This window comes from Citrobacter sp. JGM124 (genome assembly GCF_018257795.1).
Classification (GTDB): Bacteria; Pseudomonadota; Gammaproteobacteria; order Enterobacterales; family Enterobacteriaceae; genus JGM124.
This window is the reverse complement of sequence record NZ_JAERJD010000012.1, coordinates 1-19036: the sequence shown is the minus strand read 5'-3', so window position 1 is coordinate 19036 and position 19036 is coordinate 1. Positions and strand designations below refer to the sequence as shown.

The window sequence follows — 19036 nt, the reverse complement described above, 5'->3', positions numbered from 1 at the left end:
TGGCAAGCCGTCTTTTCCATGGGCGGCTTGCCAGTCAAATTAGAAGTGCAAAAAATTCAAAGCGATACCCAAGAAGATCACCAGCCCGACAGCGTTATTATTCATAAAAGCACGAAAGCATTCATCACGACCACGACCGGAGATCAACTTCTGCTGGTGAATAAATAACGCACTGGCCAGCAACAACGACCAATAAAATGCGCCATTAAGCCCGTTTAATTTTCCAACTACTGCCATCAGTACAATCACCGCAATTTGCAGCATGCCGATAATTAACCGATCATGCTGTCCAAACAGGATCGCAGTAGACTTAATTCCAATCTTAAGATCGTCATCACGATCGACCATGGCATACTGCGTATCGTAAGCCACTGTCCAGCAGATGTTTGCGATAAACAGCAACCAACAGGTTAGCGGGACCGTTTCACTCACCGCAGAAAAAGCCATTGGAATTGACCAGCCAAATGCAGCTCCCAGAACAACTTGCGGCAGGTGGGTATAACGTTTCATAAACGGGTACATCCAGGCTAATGCCAGGGCTGCTATCGATAACAAAATCGTCATCGTATTGAGCATCAGTACCAACAGAAACGCCAGAGCCACCAGCCCGATAAAGAGACCTTTAGCTTCTTTTTCAGTCACATCACCGCTTGGTAACGGGCGGTGGGCGGTACGCTTTACATGGCCATCAAATTTGCGGTCAGCATAATCGTTTACCACACACCCGGCTGCGCGCATTAACCAGACGCCCGCAATAAAAATAGCCAAAATGGTCAGGGGCGGGATACCCGGCGTTGCCAGCCAAAGAGCCCATAACGTTGGCCAGAGCAGTAACAAAGCCCCAATCGGTTTATCTGTACGCATCAACCGATGGTAAGCCAATAATTTTTTCTGGTTCAGACTCCACTCCATCAACTATCTTTCCTCTCTATACAACGGAGAATGCGGCAAGAAAAGTTCAGTAAGCATTAGCGGCTTATCAGACAACCTCAGACGAGAGCGCCTTCCCCACAATGCTTCGCTGCATCCAATTTGGATATAATCACGGGTTAAAGAAGATGAGCTAAAAAGATAACGACCCAGCGGAGTATTCCCTAATCCCTGTAGCGCTAACTCAGGCCCATTGAGAGTGCTCTCTGGTACGACTGTACGCCCCAAAAGCCAGGGTTCATCATCACCACAAAGAATAATTTCGCGTAGCCAGTAACGTTCTGAGGGAGGAAGAAGAGCAGCCTCATCGCGGCACTCCTCCTGGAGGACAAACGCTTCCCGAACGATACGAACTGTGACTTGAGAGCAATGCTGCTCAAAACGTCTGGTCATCGAGTCTTCCAGCAGCAACCAGTCAAGCCAGGCAGCATTCAGTTCTTGAGGAAGCGAGTCGAAAAATTGTAAGGCGCGCAAAGGCGACAGCGCGTCAGTCATGAAAATATACTCCACGGTGATACCTGGCGGTATTGTAACGCAGAATCGCCTTTACAGAGCAGGCGAGCATAAAAATTGCTTTAGTAGTCCAAGGGAAAGAGACAAAACAGGCTATCTATAGCAGATAGCCTGAAGTGAAGATCAGAGTATGGAAGGGAGTTATTCTCGTTTTAATCTGCTGCTATTACATAACCACAGAGCAATGACGAGTATCAGAATCGACCCTGAGTAAATAAGCACATCTGAAGGTGACTTATGATCAATGATGATAAGACGAACCAAGGCTGTAATACCAATGTAGACAAAATAGCGTAGCGGGAAGTGGTAACCTGACTGAAAATATTTAACGATCAAGGCAATAAACTCAAAATACAAAAAGTAAACCACCAGCGCTTCAATAAACAGATACTTGCCGGCCTGTTCTGTCGGTGCAAACAGAACCTCCGCCATATGAATAGTTTCCTTGCAGAGGAAGATAATCAGGATAACGGCAAGCATTATCAGCCCCAAATTGAGTACTGCCTGCAGTATCTTCGAGACCCACTCTCCCCGTACCGTAGCTGGCATAAAAACCTCGTTTACTTTAAGTGTAATTGGGATTTTACAAGCTTAAAGTGTGATCTACATCTTATTTTTAACCAATGTGGTTTTTTTATTATTACCGACGCATGCAAGTAGGACTTAAAGGCACACAGAAAGATAAAAAATGCCCGCAACATGTGCGGGCATTTAATAATGAACTGATGGTAGTCCAGGCTGCTATTTATGCTATGCGCGCCAGGCTTTGTAACGGTTAATCAGGCTGTTGGTCGAGCTGTCGTGACTGGTGACCTGATCGTCATTATTCAGTTCAGGCAGAATACGACTGGCAAGCTGCTTACCAAGCTCCACACCCCATTGATCAAAGGTGTAAATATTCAGGATCGCACCCTGAGTGAAAATCTTATGCTCATACATAGCAATCAGTGCCCCCAGGCTAAAAGGGGTGATTTCTCGCAGCAAAATAGAGTTGGTTGGCCGATTACCCTGGAATACTTTAAATGGCACCACATAATCCAGCGTTTTTGGATCTTTACCTTGGGCAACAAATTCTTGCTCAACGACTTCACGTGACTTACCGAATGCCAAAGCTTCAGTCTGAGCAAAGAAGTTAGACAACAGTTTGGGGTGATGATCTGACAGTGGGTTATGGGTGATTGCTGGAGCGATAAAATCACAAGGGATCAGTTTCGTTCCTTGGTGGATCAGCTGGTAGAAAGCATGCTGCCCGTTAGTACCAGGCTCACCCCAGATGATTGGGCCGGTCTGGTAATCCACAGGGTTGCCATCACGGTCAACATATTTACCGTTCGACTCCATATTACCCTGTTGAAAATAGGCAGGAAAACGGTGCATGTATTGATCATAAGGTAAAATTGCTTCGGTTTCTGCACCAAAGAAGTTGTTATACCACAGGCCAATCAGTGCCAATAAGATCGGGATATTTTTCTCTGCAGGCGTTTCAGCAAAGTGCTTATCCATGGCATGAGCGCCGCTCAGTAACTCAACAAAATTGTCATAGCCAATGGACAGAACAATCGACAAACCAATCGCAGACCATAGGGAATAACGTCCACCAACCCAGTCCCAGAACTCAAACATGTTGGCAGTATCAATACCAAACTCGCTGACAGCATTGCCATTGGTGGACAGTGCCACAAAGTGTTTGGCAACGTGTTGTGCATCCACTGCCGCGGTCAGGAACCAGTCACGCGCACTGTGAGCATTGGTCATCGTTTCTTGAGTGGTGAAGGTTTTGGAAGCCACCAGGAACAGTGTCGTTTCTGGATTAAGGTTCTTAAGAACCTCAACGATTTGGGTACCGTCCACATTAGAAACAAAGTGCATATTGAGGTGGTTTTTATAAGGGCGTAGTGCTTCTGTCACCATAAATGGCCCCAGATCAGAACCACCGATACCAATATTAACAACATCGGTAATGGATTTACCGGTGTAGCCCTTCCAGCGACCGCTGATAATATTTTCAGAGAAAGATTTCATCTTCTCCAGCACGGCGTTAACTTCTGGCATGACGTCTTTACCATCCACCAGAATGGGGGTGTTACTACGATTGCGTAACGCTACATGGAGAACCGCACGATCTTCAGTACGGTTAATTTTTTCACCCGCAAACATGGACTTGATGGCCCCTTGCAGATCCGTCTCTTTAGCCAGCGCCTGTAGCTTTTCAAGTGTTTCGGTTGTAATACGGTTTTTAGAAAAATCGACCAGAATAGCGTCGTCAAAGGTGGCAGAGAATTTCGTGAAACGCGTGGCATCTTGCGCGAAAAATTCCGCAAGAGTCACATCTTTAATTTCTTCGTAGTGATCCTGAAGTGACTGCCAGGCTTTGGTATGCGTTGGGTTAATATTTTTCATAGCAATACTCGTGTGATTTAAGAATCGGAACGATATTTGATTGTAACGTCTGACGACAAAAATTGTGACGCTTTTCATATCCCCTTGTGTGGGATGTATTCCACATGACGATAGCAAAGTATAGACGTTATTAGTTAAATTCTTCTTTCCCGATGCCAGATGAAAAATCCGCATAACCCGGACGTTGACATCCCCGCCGTGAACCTTTATTTATTAGAGCCTAACCTGTGTTTACACAGGCCAGAAGAGGCGCGTTACCCAGGTAAAGTATCAGAGGAGCCAGTCCAGTGACGATACGTGAGAGGGGGAGTAACGCCGAGGTGATGTCGCGTATGGTAACGCCCATCATCGACCACAGGGGCTGAATCCTCTGGGTTGTCACCCTAAGTATTCGGTAACGAATATTTTAATACCGACTTGCCCGGCAAATTAATGCCATCACCAAGTCGGTCAACAAGGTGGAGCACTTCTGGGTGAATCCGTAGTTGTCTGCGCCCACCCCGTTTATCGCTCTCTCCTTGTGCCAAGGCTGAATAATTTTTGCCAGTAATCTAGCTCCCTGACACGAGGTCGTTATGTCCCAAACCGTAGTCGCCAAATTTGGTGGTACCAGCGTTGCAAATTTTGAGGCGATGAATCGCAGTGCTGATATTGTTTTATCTAATAGTGAAGTGCGTGTTGTCGTACTGTCTGCCTCCGCTGGCGTAACAAATTTATTGGTTGCCCTGGCTGAAGGTGTTGACTCTGACTTGCGTCAGGAAAAGCTCGACGCCATTCGTAAAATTCAGTACGACATTCTTGAGCACCTTACTCAGTCACCTGTTATCAGCGAAGAAATTGATCGTCTTCTGGAGAATATATCTGCTTTGGCAGAAGCCGCGTCTCTGGCGACGTCAACTGCGTTAACCGACGAACTGGTCAGTCATGGGGAACTGATGTCCACCCTGTTGTTTACCGAGATTCTCCGTCAACGGGATGTGGATGTGCACTGGTTCGATGTGCGTAAAGTCATGCGTACCAGCGATCGTTTCGGGCGTGCTGAACCAGACGTTGCCATGCTGGGCCAGCTGGTCTCTCAATATCTGGCACCGCATTTATCTGAGTCGTTAGTGATAACCCAGGGCTTTATCGGTAGCGAAGAAAAAGGACGAACCACTACGCTTGGCCGTGGCGGTAGTGATTATACCGCCGCCTTGCTGGGTGAGGCCCTACATGCCTCACGTGTCGATATCTGGACAGATGTGCCGGGTATTTACACCACGGACCCACGTGTGGTTCCTGCGGCGAAGCGTATCGATCGTATCGCCTTTGAAGAAGCGGCTGAAATGGCTACTTTTGGTGCTAAAGTTCTCCATCCTGCGACTCTCTTGCCTGCAGTGCGTAGCGATATTCCTGTTTTCGTTGGTTCAAGTAAAGATCCTGCTGCCGGAGGAACACTGGTTTGTAACACGACTCACAACCCCCCCCTGTTCCGTGCCTTAGCTTTACGCCGTAAGCAAACCCTGCTGACTCTGCATAGTTTAAGCATGCTTCATTCACGTGGCTTTCTGGCGGAAGTCTTCAGCATTCTGGCTCGTCATAATATTTCAGTGGATCTGGTAACCACGTCGGAAGTCAACGTTGCACTGACGCTTGACACCACGGGGTCGACTTCTACAGGGGACAGCTTACTCACCTCTGCCCTGCTGACCGAGTTATCTACCCTGTGTCGTGTCGAGGTAGAGGAAAACCTGGCTTTAGTTGCGATCATCGGTAACAACCTTTCACAAGCTTGTGGTGTGGGTAAAGAGGTATTTGGCGTCCTGGAGCCTTTTAATATCAGGATGATCTGTTACGGTGCCTCCAGCTATAACCTTTGCTTCCTGGTTCCTGGTCATGAAGCAGAGCAAGTGGTACAAAAACTGCACCGCAATCTGTTTGAACAGCCATAATAGTGCCTGGATCTATCGTCCAAGCCGGGTACAAACCCGGCTTTTTTATCCCTGAAATCTGCCACCATTCGGTGTATCAGTCCCTGAACGACAAAAAATAGACATCAGTGATTATTGAGATCATTTTTTACACGGATACTTACTGAGAAAAGAAGCGCTTTGATTTACACTAAAAAACCGTTCTCTAAGAGGTCGTACAGATGTCCATAGTCAGACTGACGCAGAAAGATATGACGGAAGGCGAACAACGTGAACTTAAAACCTTGCTGGATCGCGCCCGCATTGCCCGAGGTCGTCAACTAACCAATTCGGAAACAAACCAAGTAAAGAAAGAGTACATCGACAAACTCATGGCAGAGCGTGAACTGGCGGCCAAAAAAGCACGCCAGATTAAAAAGAAAAATACGTTTAAACCCGATACTTCAGCCTCGTTTTCCTGGTCAGCAAATAACCATACCCGCGGGAAACGCTAATTTAGCGCCCTTTCTTTTTTCTCCCCGGTGCCGTAAAACGTTTGCGTGAAGCGAGCTCTGCCGGGGTTTTTGCCATACTTTTTGCCCCATTCGTAGCTGGTTTTTTCGCTGTCGTGGCAGCCGTTTTAGTCTTAGCCGTTTTTGCGGATTTATTGGCTTTCGTCTCTTTGGTTTCCGAGCTTGAGTTTTCAATCAGCTTAAAGAGTTCAATAAGCTCATCATCGTTCAAATCACGCCACTCACCTTGTGGCAGCCCGGAAAGGCTGACATTCATAATACGTGTACGTTCAAGGCGCGTCACTTCATAGCCAAAATATTCACACATACGGCGAATCTGGCGATTTAGTCCTTGAACTAGGGTAATACGAAACACAAATGGTGATTCTTTCTTAACCTTACATTTTTTCGTGACCGTTCCAAGAATAGGCACTCCCCGCCCCATTCCCAGAATAAACTCATCAGTTATCAATTTATTCACGGTGACCAGATACTCTTTTTCATGGTCATTACCCGCTCGCAAAATTTTATTGACCAGGTCACCGTGGTTAGTGAGGAAGATCAGCCCCTGGGAATCTTTATCCAGGCGTCCGATTGGAAACACGCGTTTACTGTGATTAACAAAATCAACAATATTGTCCCGTTCACCCTCTTCGGTGGTGCTCACTATACCCACGGGTTTATTCAGGGCGATCAGAACCAAGTCATCCTCCTGACGTGGTTCTATTAACTGACCATTCACTTTAACACTGTCACCAGTGAGTACCTGATCGCCTATTTTGGCCCGTTTACCATTAATAAAAACCAGACCTTGTTCAATATAACGATCCGCATCACGGCGTGAGCAAATCCCACTCTCACTGATGTATTTGTTAAGACGAATAGATGAATTAGTCAGCATGGCTCCTCCGTAAAAACCAGGACTATACCCTACCCACAGAGCCTTGCGAACAGGGTTTATTTAACATTGTGCAATAATCTGCGCTTTTTGGAGAAAACAGTAGATAGCTCAGGAAAATCTCGCGGTAAGATAAGTATCTTCAGATTGATTACCCCTCAGTTATTCTCCCGTTCATCATCCTCATCTGGCTGATTCATGACACTGTAGGCAATCGCGCAGAACAATGAGTTCAGTCGATTCATATCTCCAAGCAGGCCCAAATGCAGTGAACTGGTCTCAATACTTTGCACATTTTGCTGATGTAGCCTGTCCACATGGGCATGCGAATAACGACGATTCATAATACGGAAACGGTGTTTATTACGTCGTAACCGTCGGGCACTGTTAATGTCGCTGGAGAAGAAAACCGACATACTCAACTGGAGATTACTCACCAGTTGCTGATACAGACTATCGAGTTCTTTCAACCCCTCGGCAGAAAATGCTCGACGGGCAGCCAGAGATTTATCTGCCACCTGGCTTCCCATTCGTTCAATGATATCTGCTGCTTGTTCAAGATTCAGGGATACCTCGATTATCTCAGCCCAGCGTCGAGACTCTTCTTCTGCTAAAGCGTCTTTTGGCATGCGAGCCAGATAAAGCTTAATACCGGTATAAAGTGTATCCGCATCATCAGCCAGCTTTCGCAGCGTTTTTTCTTCATGGGGCCCCCCATGAACAATCTTGCACCAGCTCCCCAGCATTTGTTCTAGCGTGTCTCCCATTCTCAGGGTTTCCCTGGCTGCATTCACCAGCCCTAAAGCGGGAATGTCAAGATCCGCAGGGTCAAGGTGTTTCAGCCTCATTCGCGTGTCCGTCTCTGTCGTTTCGCTTATCACTCGGCGACAGAAACGCGCCATCAGGTCGGCAAAGGGAACCATAGCCAGGCAACGAATCAGGTTATAAAACACGTGGAAATAGATAACTAAGTCTGCGGGTGAAAGCGGCAAACGCTGCATGTACACCGCCAGAATATGGATAAAAGGCAGTACGATTATCCCGCCCACCAGCTTGAATAGAAAACTCCCCAATGCCACCCGGCGTGCCGCCGCATTTGATGCGCTGTTGTTGATCATGGCCAACAGGCCCGAACCAAGGTTGGCTCCAATGACCAGGCAGAGTGCCACATCAAAGGAAATGATACCGGTTGCGGTCAGGGTTGCGGTCAACAGAACCGCAGCGAGGCTTGAATAGCTAATGATAGCAAACACGGCCCCAATAAGAGCATCCAGCATCACATCACCGGTCAGGGAAGCAAAAATAACTTTGATCCCTGATGCCTGCGTTATAGGGGTAACGGCGGCAACGATTAGTTCCAGCGCCAGTAATACTAACCCCAGGCCAATACCAACCCGGCCTAATTGTCCGGCACGGCTCTGCTTGCGACTGAGAAATAGAGTGACACCGACAAAAATCAGCAGGGGTGATAACCATGAGAGATCAAAGGTCAGGATACGAGCCATTAATGCCGTACCGACATCGGCACCAAGAACAATCACTAATGCCGGGGTGAGCGCCACCAAGTCCTGAGCCACAAAAGAAGTCACCAGCATGGTGGTTGCGTTGCTGCTTTGCACCAGGGCCGTCACACCAATTCCAGCGCAAAAAGCGACGGGCTTTTTCTCCACACTGCGGCTTAAAACGCTACGTAAATTGGCACCATACACGCGCATAATACCGGTACGAACGATATGCGTTCCCCATACCAGTAATGCAACCGCAGATAGCAAGTGTAACAAAGTCAACACAGACGTCCGTTCTCCTTAAATGTCTTAACGTTATCGGGGGGAGGATTAGCGATATCCAGTATAGAGGGTTTAGTCCAGGAAAGAGACAGGGCGATAGAACGGTATCCCGAACAATGAGGAGCCGATACCAAAAAGTCGTGGTAGCCTTCCGGTGGGATTTAACCATCAGGAGGAAAGACAACAGCCCCCCTGATGGTTTCTGCTTATAGCACGAAGCAGGACTCAGTGAATGGTCGGGCTAATCCGCATCGTAACCCAGGTTAGGTGCAAGCCAACGCTCAATATCACTAACACTCATTACTTTACGCCGGGCATACTCTTCCACCTGGTCACGCTGAATCTGTGCAACCGCGAAGTACTTGCTTTCAGGGTGGCTGAAGTACCATCCCGCGACTGATGCCCCAGGCCACATTGCGTAGGACTCCGTAAGCTGCATACCAATCCGTTTTTCCACATCCAGCAACTGCCAGATAGCGGCTTTTTCGGTATGATCCGGACAGGCAGGATACCCCGGAGCCGGGCGAATACCCTGATAATTTTCCCGAATCAGTTCTTCATTTGTCAGATTTTCATCGGCGGCATAACCCCAGTAAACCTTACGCACTTGCTCATGAAGGTATTCAGCAAAAGCTTCAGCCAGGCGATCCGCGATAGCTTTTATCATAATCTTATTATAATCATCATGCCGGGCGTCGTAAGCCTCTGCCAGGGCATCCTCTTCCAGGCCACCGGTGACGGCAAAGGCACCGATATAATCAGCTTTACCGCTCTCTTTTGAGGCAACAAAATCCGCCAGGCAATAGTTAGCAAAATCACGCTTTTCTGTCTGCTGACGTAGATGGTGCCCGACAGTGAGCAATGCTTCCCGAGCTTCATCCTGGTAAATTTCAACATCATCGATGACTCGGTTAGCAGGAAAAATTCCTATAACACCCCGTGGTACTAGCGTTTTCGACTGCTGTAACATGTCAAGCATCTGACAGGCATCCTGGAACAGGCGTTTAGCCTCCTCACCCACGACCTCATCTTCCAGAATACGCGGGTATTTCCCGGCCAGGGACCAGGTCATAAAGAAAGGCATCCAGTCGATATATTTACGTAACGTCGCAATATCCGCACTCACTTCCTGTACCCCGAGCTGCTGTGGTACGGGTGGAGTATAACCAGACCAGTCAAAGGCCAAAGCATTCTCCCGAGCCTGGGATAAAGTGACCGGAGGTGTACGCGGCTTTTTGCGCGCATGCTGAATACGTACAGTGTCGTACTCCTTACGCGTGCGAGCAACAAAGTCATCATGCTGGGCCGCAGAAAGCAGTGCAGACACGACCCCTACCGTTCGTGATGCGTTCTGCACATAGACAGTCGGGCCACTGTAGTTCTGCTCAATTTTTACTGCCGTATGGGCTTTGGAAGTGGTTGCTCCACCAATTAATAGCGGGATGGTAAAGCCCTGACGCTCCATCTCTTTTGCCACATTGACCATTTCATCCAGTGAGGGCGTTATCAGACCCGATAAACCAATCAGATCAGCATTCACTTCACGTGCCGTCTTGAGAATTTTTTCCGCAGGAACCATAACCCCAAGATCGATGATTTCATAGTTATTACATTGCAGGACGACACCAACAATGTTCTTGCCTATGTCGTGGACATCCCCCTTAACCGTGGCAATAACCATCTTACCGTTGGTGCTACCTTTCTCTTTGCTGGCCTCAATAAAAGGTTCAAGATAGGCAACAGCTTGCTTCATCACTCGGGCTGACTTCACCACCTGTGGCAAAAACATTTTCCCTTCCCCGAACAAATCACCAACCACATTCATGCCGGCCATAAGTGGCCCTTCAATCACTTCTATTGGACGGCTTGCTTGTTGACGGGCTTCTTCAGTATCCGATTCTATAAATTCGGTAATCCCTTTAACCAGGGCATACTCCAGTCTTTTTTGTACGTCCCAGCTACGCCATTCCGCTTGTTGTGCATTCACATGGTCGTCATTTTTACTACCGCGATAACGCTCCGCCAGTTCCAGCAAACGTTCAGTGCCATCGTCCCGACGATTGAGAATCACGTCCTCCACGGCATCACGTAGTTCTGCAGGTAAATCATCATAAATGGCCAGTTGCCCGGCATTGACGATCCCCATATCCATGCCATTGCGAATCGCATAATAGAGAAATACTGCATGGATAGCTTCGCGTACCGGATCATTACCACGGAATGAGAAGGAAACGTTCGATACGCCCCCTGAGATCATGGCATGTGGGAGCTCACGCTTAATGTCTTCACAAGCACCAATAAAATCTTGAGCATAGTTGTTGTGCTCTTCAATTCCGGTTGCCACCGCAAAAATATTGGGATCGAAGATAATATCTTCGGGTGGGAAACCGACGTCTTCGGTAAGAATTTTGTAAGCACGCCGGCAAATCTCAATTTTACGTTCCCGGGTATCTGCCTGGCCTGCTTCATCAAATGCCATAACCACCATGGCAGCGCCGTAACGACGCACGCATTTAGCATGATGAATAAAAGCCTCAATCCCCTCTTTCATGGAGATGGAGTTCACAATCCCTTTACCCTGGATACACTTCAGCCCTTTCTCAATAACGTCCCACTTTGAGGAATCTATCATGATAGGCACGCGGGCAATATCTGGCTCGCCTGCTATCAAATTCAGGAAGCGAACCATCGCGGCTTCTGCATCAAGCATCCCCTCATCCATATTGATATCGATGATTTGGGCCCCATTTTCGACCTGCTGTAGAGCGACTTCCAATGCTTCGTTATACTTTTCTTCTTTGATCAGGCGCTTAAACTTGGCGGATCCAGTAACGTTGGTTCTCTCTCCGACGTTTACAAATAAACTATCGGCACCAATATTTAATGGTTCCAGTCCTGCCAGGCGACAGGCAACCGGTAAATCAGGCAGCTGACGGGGTGCCACACCGGCAACTGCGCGACTCATGGCCGCGATATGTTCAGGTGTGGTGCCACAGCAACCACCGATAATATTCAAAAATCCCGACCTGGCCCATTCCCCAACCTGTTCAGCCATCGTATCCGCATCGAGATCATACTCACCAAAGGCATTTGGCAGCCCTGCATTGGGATGTGCAGTAACATAGGTTTCAGAGATACGTGATAATTCAGCCACATACTGGCGAAGTTCATCAGGGCCAAGTGCACAGTTAAGACCAAATGTCAGAGCATCGGCATGTCGCAGAGAGTTATAAAATGCTTCGGTAGTTTGCCCGGAAAGGGTACGGCCAGATGCATCGGTAATGGTGCCTGAAATCATGATTGGCAACTCAATATCCAAGGCATCAAATTCAGCTTTGACGGCAAAAATAGCTGCTTTGGCATTTAAGGTATCGAAAATCGTTTCGATCATGATTAAGTCAGCACCGCCTTCAACCAATGCCCGCGTCGATTCACGATAAGCGACAACCAGCTGATCAAAGGTGATATTACGATAAGCAGGATCATTAACATCAGGCGAAATAGAGGCTGTCCGGTTGGTTGGGCCAAGCACCCCCGCAACATAGCGTGGTTTTTCTGGGGTACGGGCAGTCCACTCATCAGCACAGGCACGTGCCAGTTTCGCTGCCTGATAGTTAATTTCAGCCGACAGAGATGCCATTTGATAGTCTGCCATGGCAATCGTTGTCGAGTTAAAGGTATTGGTTTCGACAATATCAGCCCCTGCAGCAAAATAAGCAGAGTGAATAGCGGCTATCGCTTCTGGTTTACTGAGAACCAGGAGATCGTTGTTCCCTTTCAGGTCGCAGGGCCACTGAGCAAAGCGTTCCCCCCGAAAGTCGCTCTCTTCAAAACGATAGCTCTGGATCATGGTACCCATACCACCATCCAGCACCAGAATGCGTTCATTTAGCTGGCGTTTCAGCTCTTCTACTTTATTACTCACTCAGAACTCCTGGTGTTAACTGATCAGGGTACTTACAAGGCAGTAACAGTATCAGCACCCTGGAGTTATTATCGGGGGGATTAAAAAGCTTACTCATTATACTGGCATATATTACACCATGCTAAAAGCCATGAAGCATCAATTGACCAACGAGTCACTAACCTACTCAAGCGTCGGATTCATGCGACGTAAGTCAAAAGGTGTAATCTGATAAACATAATAGTTTAACCAGTTTGTAAACAATAGGTTACCGTGGCTTCGCCACGTCCCTCGTGGCGGATTATCCGGATTATCATCCGGGAAATAGTTATGGGGCATTGCAGGCTCCAGCCCAGCATCCAGATCACGAAAATACTCACCTGACAGGGTCAGGGCATCATATTCCGGATGCCCTGTGACAAAAACAATACGTTTATCTTTGCTGGCAAAGAGGTAAGCATCCCCCCCTTCAGACTCGGCAAAAATTTCAAGATCCGTCGACTGTCGAATCAAATCAGCCGGGAAATCAGCATAGCGCGAATGAGGCGCCAGGAAAGAATCATCAAATCCACGGGTCAATAGGGCGTGAGGGTGTGTGATACGGTGCTGGTAAACCCCGGATAGTTTCTCATTACGGGTCTGTTTCGGAATACCATAGAGGATATTCAGTGCCGCTTGTACAGCCCAACAGACAAAGAGTGTCGAGGTCACGTGCTCTTTAGCCCACAGGAGTACTTTCTGGATTTGCGGCCAGTAAGCCACATCACTAAACTCCACCAACCCGAGTGGGGCTCCTGTCACGATAAGCCCATCAAAATTGTCATCTTTGATGTCTTCAAAATCACAGTAAAAATTATTAAGGTGTTCCGCTGGCGTATTACGTGACTCACGAGCGTCAATACGTAATAACTGGATATCAACCTGCAGGGGGGAGTTTGAGAGCAGACGCAGAAACTGATTTTCCGTCTCAATTTTTTTCGGCATCAGGTTCAGTATCAGTACCTTCAGTGGACGGATTTCCTGGTTACTCGCACGTGATGATGTCATCACAAAGACATTTTCTTCACGCAGGAAATTGACGGCCGGAAGCTCGTCCTGTACCCGAATTGGCATAACCTTATATCCTCAAAGCATACGTTTAAACGTTTAGACATCCAGATGCCTGACGATACCGAGTTTACAGGATGATGTCGAGTATTTGCCCGACAGGTGAAAATGTTTCATTCAGACAGAAGCAGAGAGCGGGGACCAGTACCCCCCTGCCAGCTACCCACCTCAGAACGGGGGGGGATATGCGGCAGGCATTACTCTGAATGCCTGCCGCGATTATTTATTCATCCATTAGTCTTACTTTAACTAACAAGTCGCCACAGGGTAGTGGCAGTACCCGGGGCCCAGCCACTGTTAGAGACATTCGCCTGTGTACAAACATAGAGCGCGTCTTTATATATCACATAATCACCAACATAATACTGGACACTATTTGGCGACCAAGTAGGGTAATCTTCTTCCGGTATATTCGGTTCATTTTCACCTTCACCATTGCCCCCATCCTCACCTTCAGTCCCCCCATTTGACTGGCCATCATCGTCAAAATCCAGATCAAAGGCCTGATAGAACCCCATACCTGTATCGGCGACTATCCAGACACACAACAGAATATGGTGGCCAACACGTGAAGGCAGCGTCACACTCAAGTTATTCCATGGTGCCATGGCTTCGGAGCTATAACTCCAGTAAGGAGCATCCGGATTGAAATCACTGTGTATCGGCACCAGATCAAAAGATGCCCGGGTCGGACGCTCCGTAGTATCCCATCCCGGCCGTGTAATATACCAACGGTAACCCCTTGTTTTATGAGCAGCCTGATAATTCCAGGTCACATAAAATGTACTGCCACTGTTCACCGGGAGCTTAGGCCACCCCCCTTTGGTACCCGTCAACCGTTCTAATTCCTGATCAGTATAATTGACAATGATACGGCCCGAAGTATCCCGTCCGCCACTCAGGATCAGGCCATCTTCTGGTGGTGTCGAACTGTCAGTATCCGTATAAAAAGCCTCTTCATTTCCCTGCCTGGCAAACTGACCACCGGTATAGTTAGGGAAGTTTTTCCCCCCTTCCATCTCATTCGCGGGCCAAGGAGAACCCAGCAAGCCTTTTGATATGAGAAAACCGGCACGGGATAAAGGACTGATAACATAACCATGATAAGGTTGAATCGGTTGAGTCGTTCTCTTAAGCTTATTATTAATTCTTTTCAGAATTTCATTTCTTTTTATGACCATCATAAACCCCTTCTAATTTATTGAGATATCTTTATAGAGGGAAAATATATTTTCCCTCCGCACTGTGCTCTTCCATTATTTAACTTATGACTTCCATCACATTTATCCAAAACTACACAGGCGCAAGACAAATAAATAAAGAAACGAGCCAAAGCAATGGAACCTATCAAATAGAAATAGCAAATATAATTAAGCAATTAACATCAGTCTGACACCAATGCCGAGTCGATATAAAATATATCATCAAAAAATAAACAGTAACTATAGCCAGAGAATGAAAAGCACTTATAAAAAATAAAAATATCGAATCAGCGGGCTTATTATGTAATCAAAACGAATATATAAAGCAATGTTTTTTTCATCAAAAAAACACTCATTGAAAAATTAATATCATCTTTATTGTTAAGAATAGGAACCTATAGGAGCGAATAATAAATAGCTAAACATTTTTAGATATTATCAATAACAATTTAAATATCATAATCAAACTGTTTCATATAATTAAATAACAATATCAAAAAAACAACCAACCAATAAAATCCAATAAAAACATACTCACCGGCATAAGTGACCTCTGTAGAAATCCCATTGAACGCAAAATAAAAAAAGCCCGCTATCAAAGCGAGCTCTTCATTACGCTAGCCTGCTAACTTTTTCAGCATTCATCATGATGGTTAGGAAAATACTTCATAATCTTATCTTCTCGCTCGGTAAGGTCCCTGAAAGAGTAAATATTGTTATCCAGCATGGCATCATTGTAGAACATACCCGCACTTTTCCCGTCAATGATATATTCTGCCGCCAGATATGCCGTTGTCAGTTTTCTTCTTACAATGATTTCTTCCGCATGTTCATTGGGTAACAACGTCTCTTTAGCTGCGTTAATGCCCCTGAGTAAGTTCTCCATCTCTTTATAATAGTCAATCTCTTCAACTACCTTCGCCAGGAGTTTGCATTTCTGCTCCGGGGAGGAAGTATGTGCTTTGTGAACAAAAGTCTGGATATCTGAGTTGCAATAAGCAGCAAGCTCTGTACGAAGCTGCTTGCCCAGCGGTCGATATATATCGACGGGAAGAGTATTGTAGTAAATATCTCTCATGCTTTCATGCCGGTATACTGCTTCTGATTTCTCCGCATTACTGGTATCAATTGTCGACACCGGCGTCAGCGATTTCTTTCCTTCCCGGACAGAAAGACCACGTTCAGGTATCACAATAGCTGATTCAGGTGTTGTTAAAGTGACTGATGGCAATACCTTGCCCCGAATATCAGGATGGGCATAAATGCTTTCATAGTAAGAATAAGGGGAAAGAGAAGAGCCAGGCAAAATTTCTGCAGAAAGCGATATATCAGAGTTCTGATTCGATCCTGCATTCATTCTCTGTTCAATGTCAGATAGCAGTGCTGAATTGGAGGAAACGGCTTTATCCAAACTGTTAGTATGATCAGACCGCCCAGCCATATACCTGATAATTCCACCTGCTGCCAATAGACTACCACCCGTCAAAATAGCAGCCCCAATTACCAATCGCTTCAGTAAGTTACTTTTTTCAGGATGGCTCTCTTCTTTATCTGGGGGAAAAAAAATGGCGTTATCAATTTTTTCTTCCGAACTATTGGTAACCGTATTTATTCTGGCTTGCAATGGTACCGTTTCCGGATCATTATATTTTTTTGTTATACCATCAGCTTGATCCGTAATATGTAAATAACTATTCTGAGATATGGGGTCTGAAATACTCGACTGCATATTTATCCTTTATTATGGAGATTGTTCTTTAAAATATTATGTAGCGCCAAGACCATCAGCGTTATTCCTGCTGAAAATGGAGAAACTCTTTGCTTACGACTTCACTAAACAAATGATAATGGTGATACTTGTAGATTAATTTCAATTAACATTCTTTAGTATGAAAATCAGAAAAAATATATTTTACACAAAGGCATAAATAACCATTAAGATGGTATATCTGACATCAGGTCATTGACTGCTTTTATCACTCCTAATATCTCTATAATGGCTGAATTAGTTCACTCTCTCCCGCGTAAATAGTCACTGTGTAATGATTTCGTATACCCTGCATGATGAAATTCATTCCAACATTGATACATGTTAATTATTAATCCTGTCAATAAACACTCTGTTTGTTAATAAAATAGAACCCGTTTATCAAAACGGGCACTATGAGTGCTAAATGATATTTATCTTTAACATTTATTCTTGTGAGCTGATAAATAGTTCATAATATTCTCTTCTCTGTTAACAAGATCTTCTGAAGAGTAAATTTTATGATCAGACATGGCATCATTATAAAAGCCGTTTACGTCCTTATTATCAATGATATATTCCGCAGCCAAATACCCTGTCGTCAACATTCTCCTGATTATTATTTCATCGGCATGTTCAGTGGGGGATAATATATCTTTGTGTGAATTAACATCTCTGAGTACAAGATCAATATTTTTATAATAAAAAATCCCCTCTACCACTTTAGATAAATAATTACATTTATCTTCCGTAGAGGCCTGGCTAGCTTTATGGACTAAAGGATATATTTTTGATTTGCAATAATTACTCAGTGAAATATGAAGCTGCCTGCCAAGAGGTCGGTACATATCGACAGGGAGAGTATTATAGTAAATATCCCGCATGGTATCGTGCAAGTGGGTCGCTCTACTATTCTCAGACGGGTTATCAGATACAGGCCCGAGCGTCGTTACAGAGGTCTGTGGCATGGAGCGATTCCGTAGTTTTTCGCGTTCCTCATAATAAGAGTAAGGAGAACGTGATACACCAGTATCAACAACAGGTTCAGCATAATGAGTTGGATGACTGGCAATGCCGGAAAGAAGTCCCTTATCTATGTTTGTGAACATGACAGAATCTGAAAGATGAGCGCTATTTAATAGAGCAGTATTGCTTGAGCGCCCTGCCATATAACAGAAGAGCCCCCCAGTAGCCAACAAACCAGTACCTGCCAGGATAGTAGCGCCAAGCAATAGCTTTTTCAGCAAGCTGCTCTTGTTTGAAATATCTTCTTTTGAATCTGAAGAAAAGAACGTAGTGTTATCAACTTTTTTTTCTGGACTGTTAATAACTGTATTTATTATTGTATGCAGGGGAACCGTGTCGGGTGTGCTATGAGGTATTACTACGTCATCTATTTGATATGAGCTCCGTAGATAGCTTTGATGATGTGGTATATCTGAATTGCCTGGTAGCATACTTATCCTCTATTTTAATGATTATCTTTTAAATTTCAGGGTAGATATTCTGCTCTTTAAAACATTCAAAATAAGTATGGATGAATATTTTATTGCAATACCTATTGCATATAGCATACCAATCACAAGTGGGAGTTAATTTCAATTAACATTTTTTAGCGATCAAGGGCGCTTCGGAAAACCGTATTATATAAACTACAGAAAGGAAATTAATGCATTCAGAAACAAGGATTAAATAAAAATGAAAATAAAACAGATAACAAAATAGCGACTAATTCATGCATTCATTAAGTGATTTTCACTGTTATTTTACATGAGTAACCAATATGAATAGCTAAAAATTGATACCTTATATATCAATAAATATTTTTATTCATTCAATTTAATATTTTTGGAAATACAAATAAACTTGGCATATTTTGCCAAAGCCAGAATACAAAAAAACCGGTATCTCGATCAGGGCCCTTGCTTGTCTGATGCCTGCAGATGGGGTTACTACATTAGCTCTGATGCCATCCGGACTGTTCAGTCTCATGCTCATTGTATGCCCCTCTCCTTCCTCGCCTGCCACCTTGTTCCTGCAACATCAAACCCCTGATAAACTTTCTCAGAGGCCATAAACGCAAAAAACCCCGGCCGTCAGACTGGGGTTTTTGCTTAATTTGATGCCTGGCAGTTCCCTGTTCTCGC

13 protein-coding genes and 1 riboswitch are annotated in these 19036 nt (G+C 45.5%); of the genes, 2 read left to right on the top strand and 11 right to left on the bottom strand.

Translation table 11 applies throughout. The features are described 5' to 3' along the window. Window positions 1-39: 39 nt before the first annotated feature. The 4 genes from ubiA to pgi all read right to left on the bottom strand — a co-directional run bounded on the left by ubiA (window position 40) and on the right by pgi (window position 3843). Window positions 40-912, bottom strand: a complete 873-nt coding sequence (ubiA, locus tag JK154_RS15715) for a 4-hydroxybenzoate octaprenyltransferase (protein ID WP_211993510.1) — start codon at window positions 910-912, stop codon at window positions 40-42. A 3-nt stretch (window positions 913-915) separates the two neighbouring features. Next, window positions 916-1425, bottom strand: a complete 510-nt coding sequence (gene ubiC / locus JK154_RS15710; protein WP_211993509.1) for a chorismate lyase — start codon at window positions 1423-1425, stop codon at window positions 916-918. Window positions 1426-1584: 159 nt separating this feature from the next. Further along, entirely contained in the window at window positions 1585-1992 is a 408-nt protein-coding gene (gene psiE, locus JK154_RS15705; RefSeq protein WP_211993508.1) for a phosphate-starvation-inducible protein PsiE, read from the bottom strand. A 201-nt stretch (window positions 1993-2193) separates the two neighbouring features. Next, entirely contained in the window at window positions 2194-3843 is a 1650-nt protein-coding gene (gene pgi / locus JK154_RS15700) for a glucose-6-phosphate isomerase (protein ID WP_211993507.1), read from the bottom strand. A gap of 236 nt (window positions 3844-4079) precedes the next feature. Next, window positions 4080-4320: riboswitch (Lysine riboswitch) on the top strand. A 98-nt stretch (window positions 4321-4418) separates the two neighbouring features. Here pgi and lysC point away from each other — a divergent pair. Together lysC and JK154_RS15690 are read left to right on the top strand one after the other, a co-directional pair. Further along, on the top strand, window positions 4419-5774 hold the full coding sequence (gene lysC / locus JK154_RS15695; RefSeq protein ID WP_211993506.1) for a lysine-sensitive aspartokinase 3: 1356 nt from the start codon (window positions 4419-4421) through the stop codon (window positions 5772-5774). A 200-nt stretch (window positions 5775-5974) separates the two neighbouring features. Then, entirely contained in the window at window positions 5975-6247 is a 273-nt protein-coding gene (locus tag JK154_RS15690) for a DUF3811 domain-containing protein (protein ID WP_211993505.1), read from the top strand. Between the two features lies 1 nt (window position 6248). Here JK154_RS15690 and rluF read toward each other — a convergent pair whose 3' ends face one another. The 7 genes from rluF to JK154_RS15655 form a co-directional block, all read right to left on the bottom strand. After that, window positions 6249-7145 (bottom strand): 23S rRNA pseudouridine(2604) synthase RluF, encoded by an 897-nt coding sequence (gene rluF, locus JK154_RS15685; protein ID WP_211993504.1) that lies wholly within the window; start codon window positions 7143-7145, stop codon window positions 6249-6251. Window positions 7146-7300: 155 nt separating this feature from the next. Next, complete coding sequence (locus JK154_RS15680; protein WP_211993503.1) at window positions 7301-8932, bottom strand: Na/Pi cotransporter family protein; 1632 nt, start codon at window positions 8930-8932, stop codon at window positions 7301-7303. 238 nt (window positions 8933-9170) lie between these two features. Then, a complete protein-coding gene (gene metH, locus JK154_RS15675) occupies window positions 9171-12854 on the bottom strand; it encodes a methionine synthase (RefSeq protein WP_211993502.1) in 3684 nt (1227 codons plus the stop codon). A 162-nt stretch (window positions 12855-13016) separates the two neighbouring features. Continuing rightward, a complete protein-coding gene (gene metA / locus JK154_RS15670) occupies window positions 13017-13946 on the bottom strand; it encodes a homoserine O-succinyltransferase (protein WP_211993501.1) in 930 nt (309 codons plus the stop codon). 239 nt (window positions 13947-14185) lie between these two features. Then, window positions 14186-15124, bottom strand: coding sequence for a lytic polysaccharide monooxygenase (locus tag JK154_RS15665; protein ID WP_211993500.1), 939 nt, complete (start codon window positions 15122-15124; stop codon window positions 14186-14188). A 652-nt stretch (window positions 15125-15776) separates the two neighbouring features. After that, window positions 15777-16871, bottom strand: a complete 1095-nt coding sequence (locus tag JK154_RS15660) for a hypothetical protein (RefSeq protein ID WP_211993499.1) — start codon at window positions 16869-16871, stop codon at window positions 15777-15779. Between the two features lie 458 nt (window positions 16872-17329). After that, window positions 17330-18346, bottom strand: coding sequence for a hypothetical protein (locus JK154_RS15655; RefSeq protein WP_211993498.1), 1017 nt, complete (start codon window positions 18344-18346; stop codon window positions 17330-17332). Between the last annotated feature and the right edge of the window lie 690 nt (window positions 18347-19036).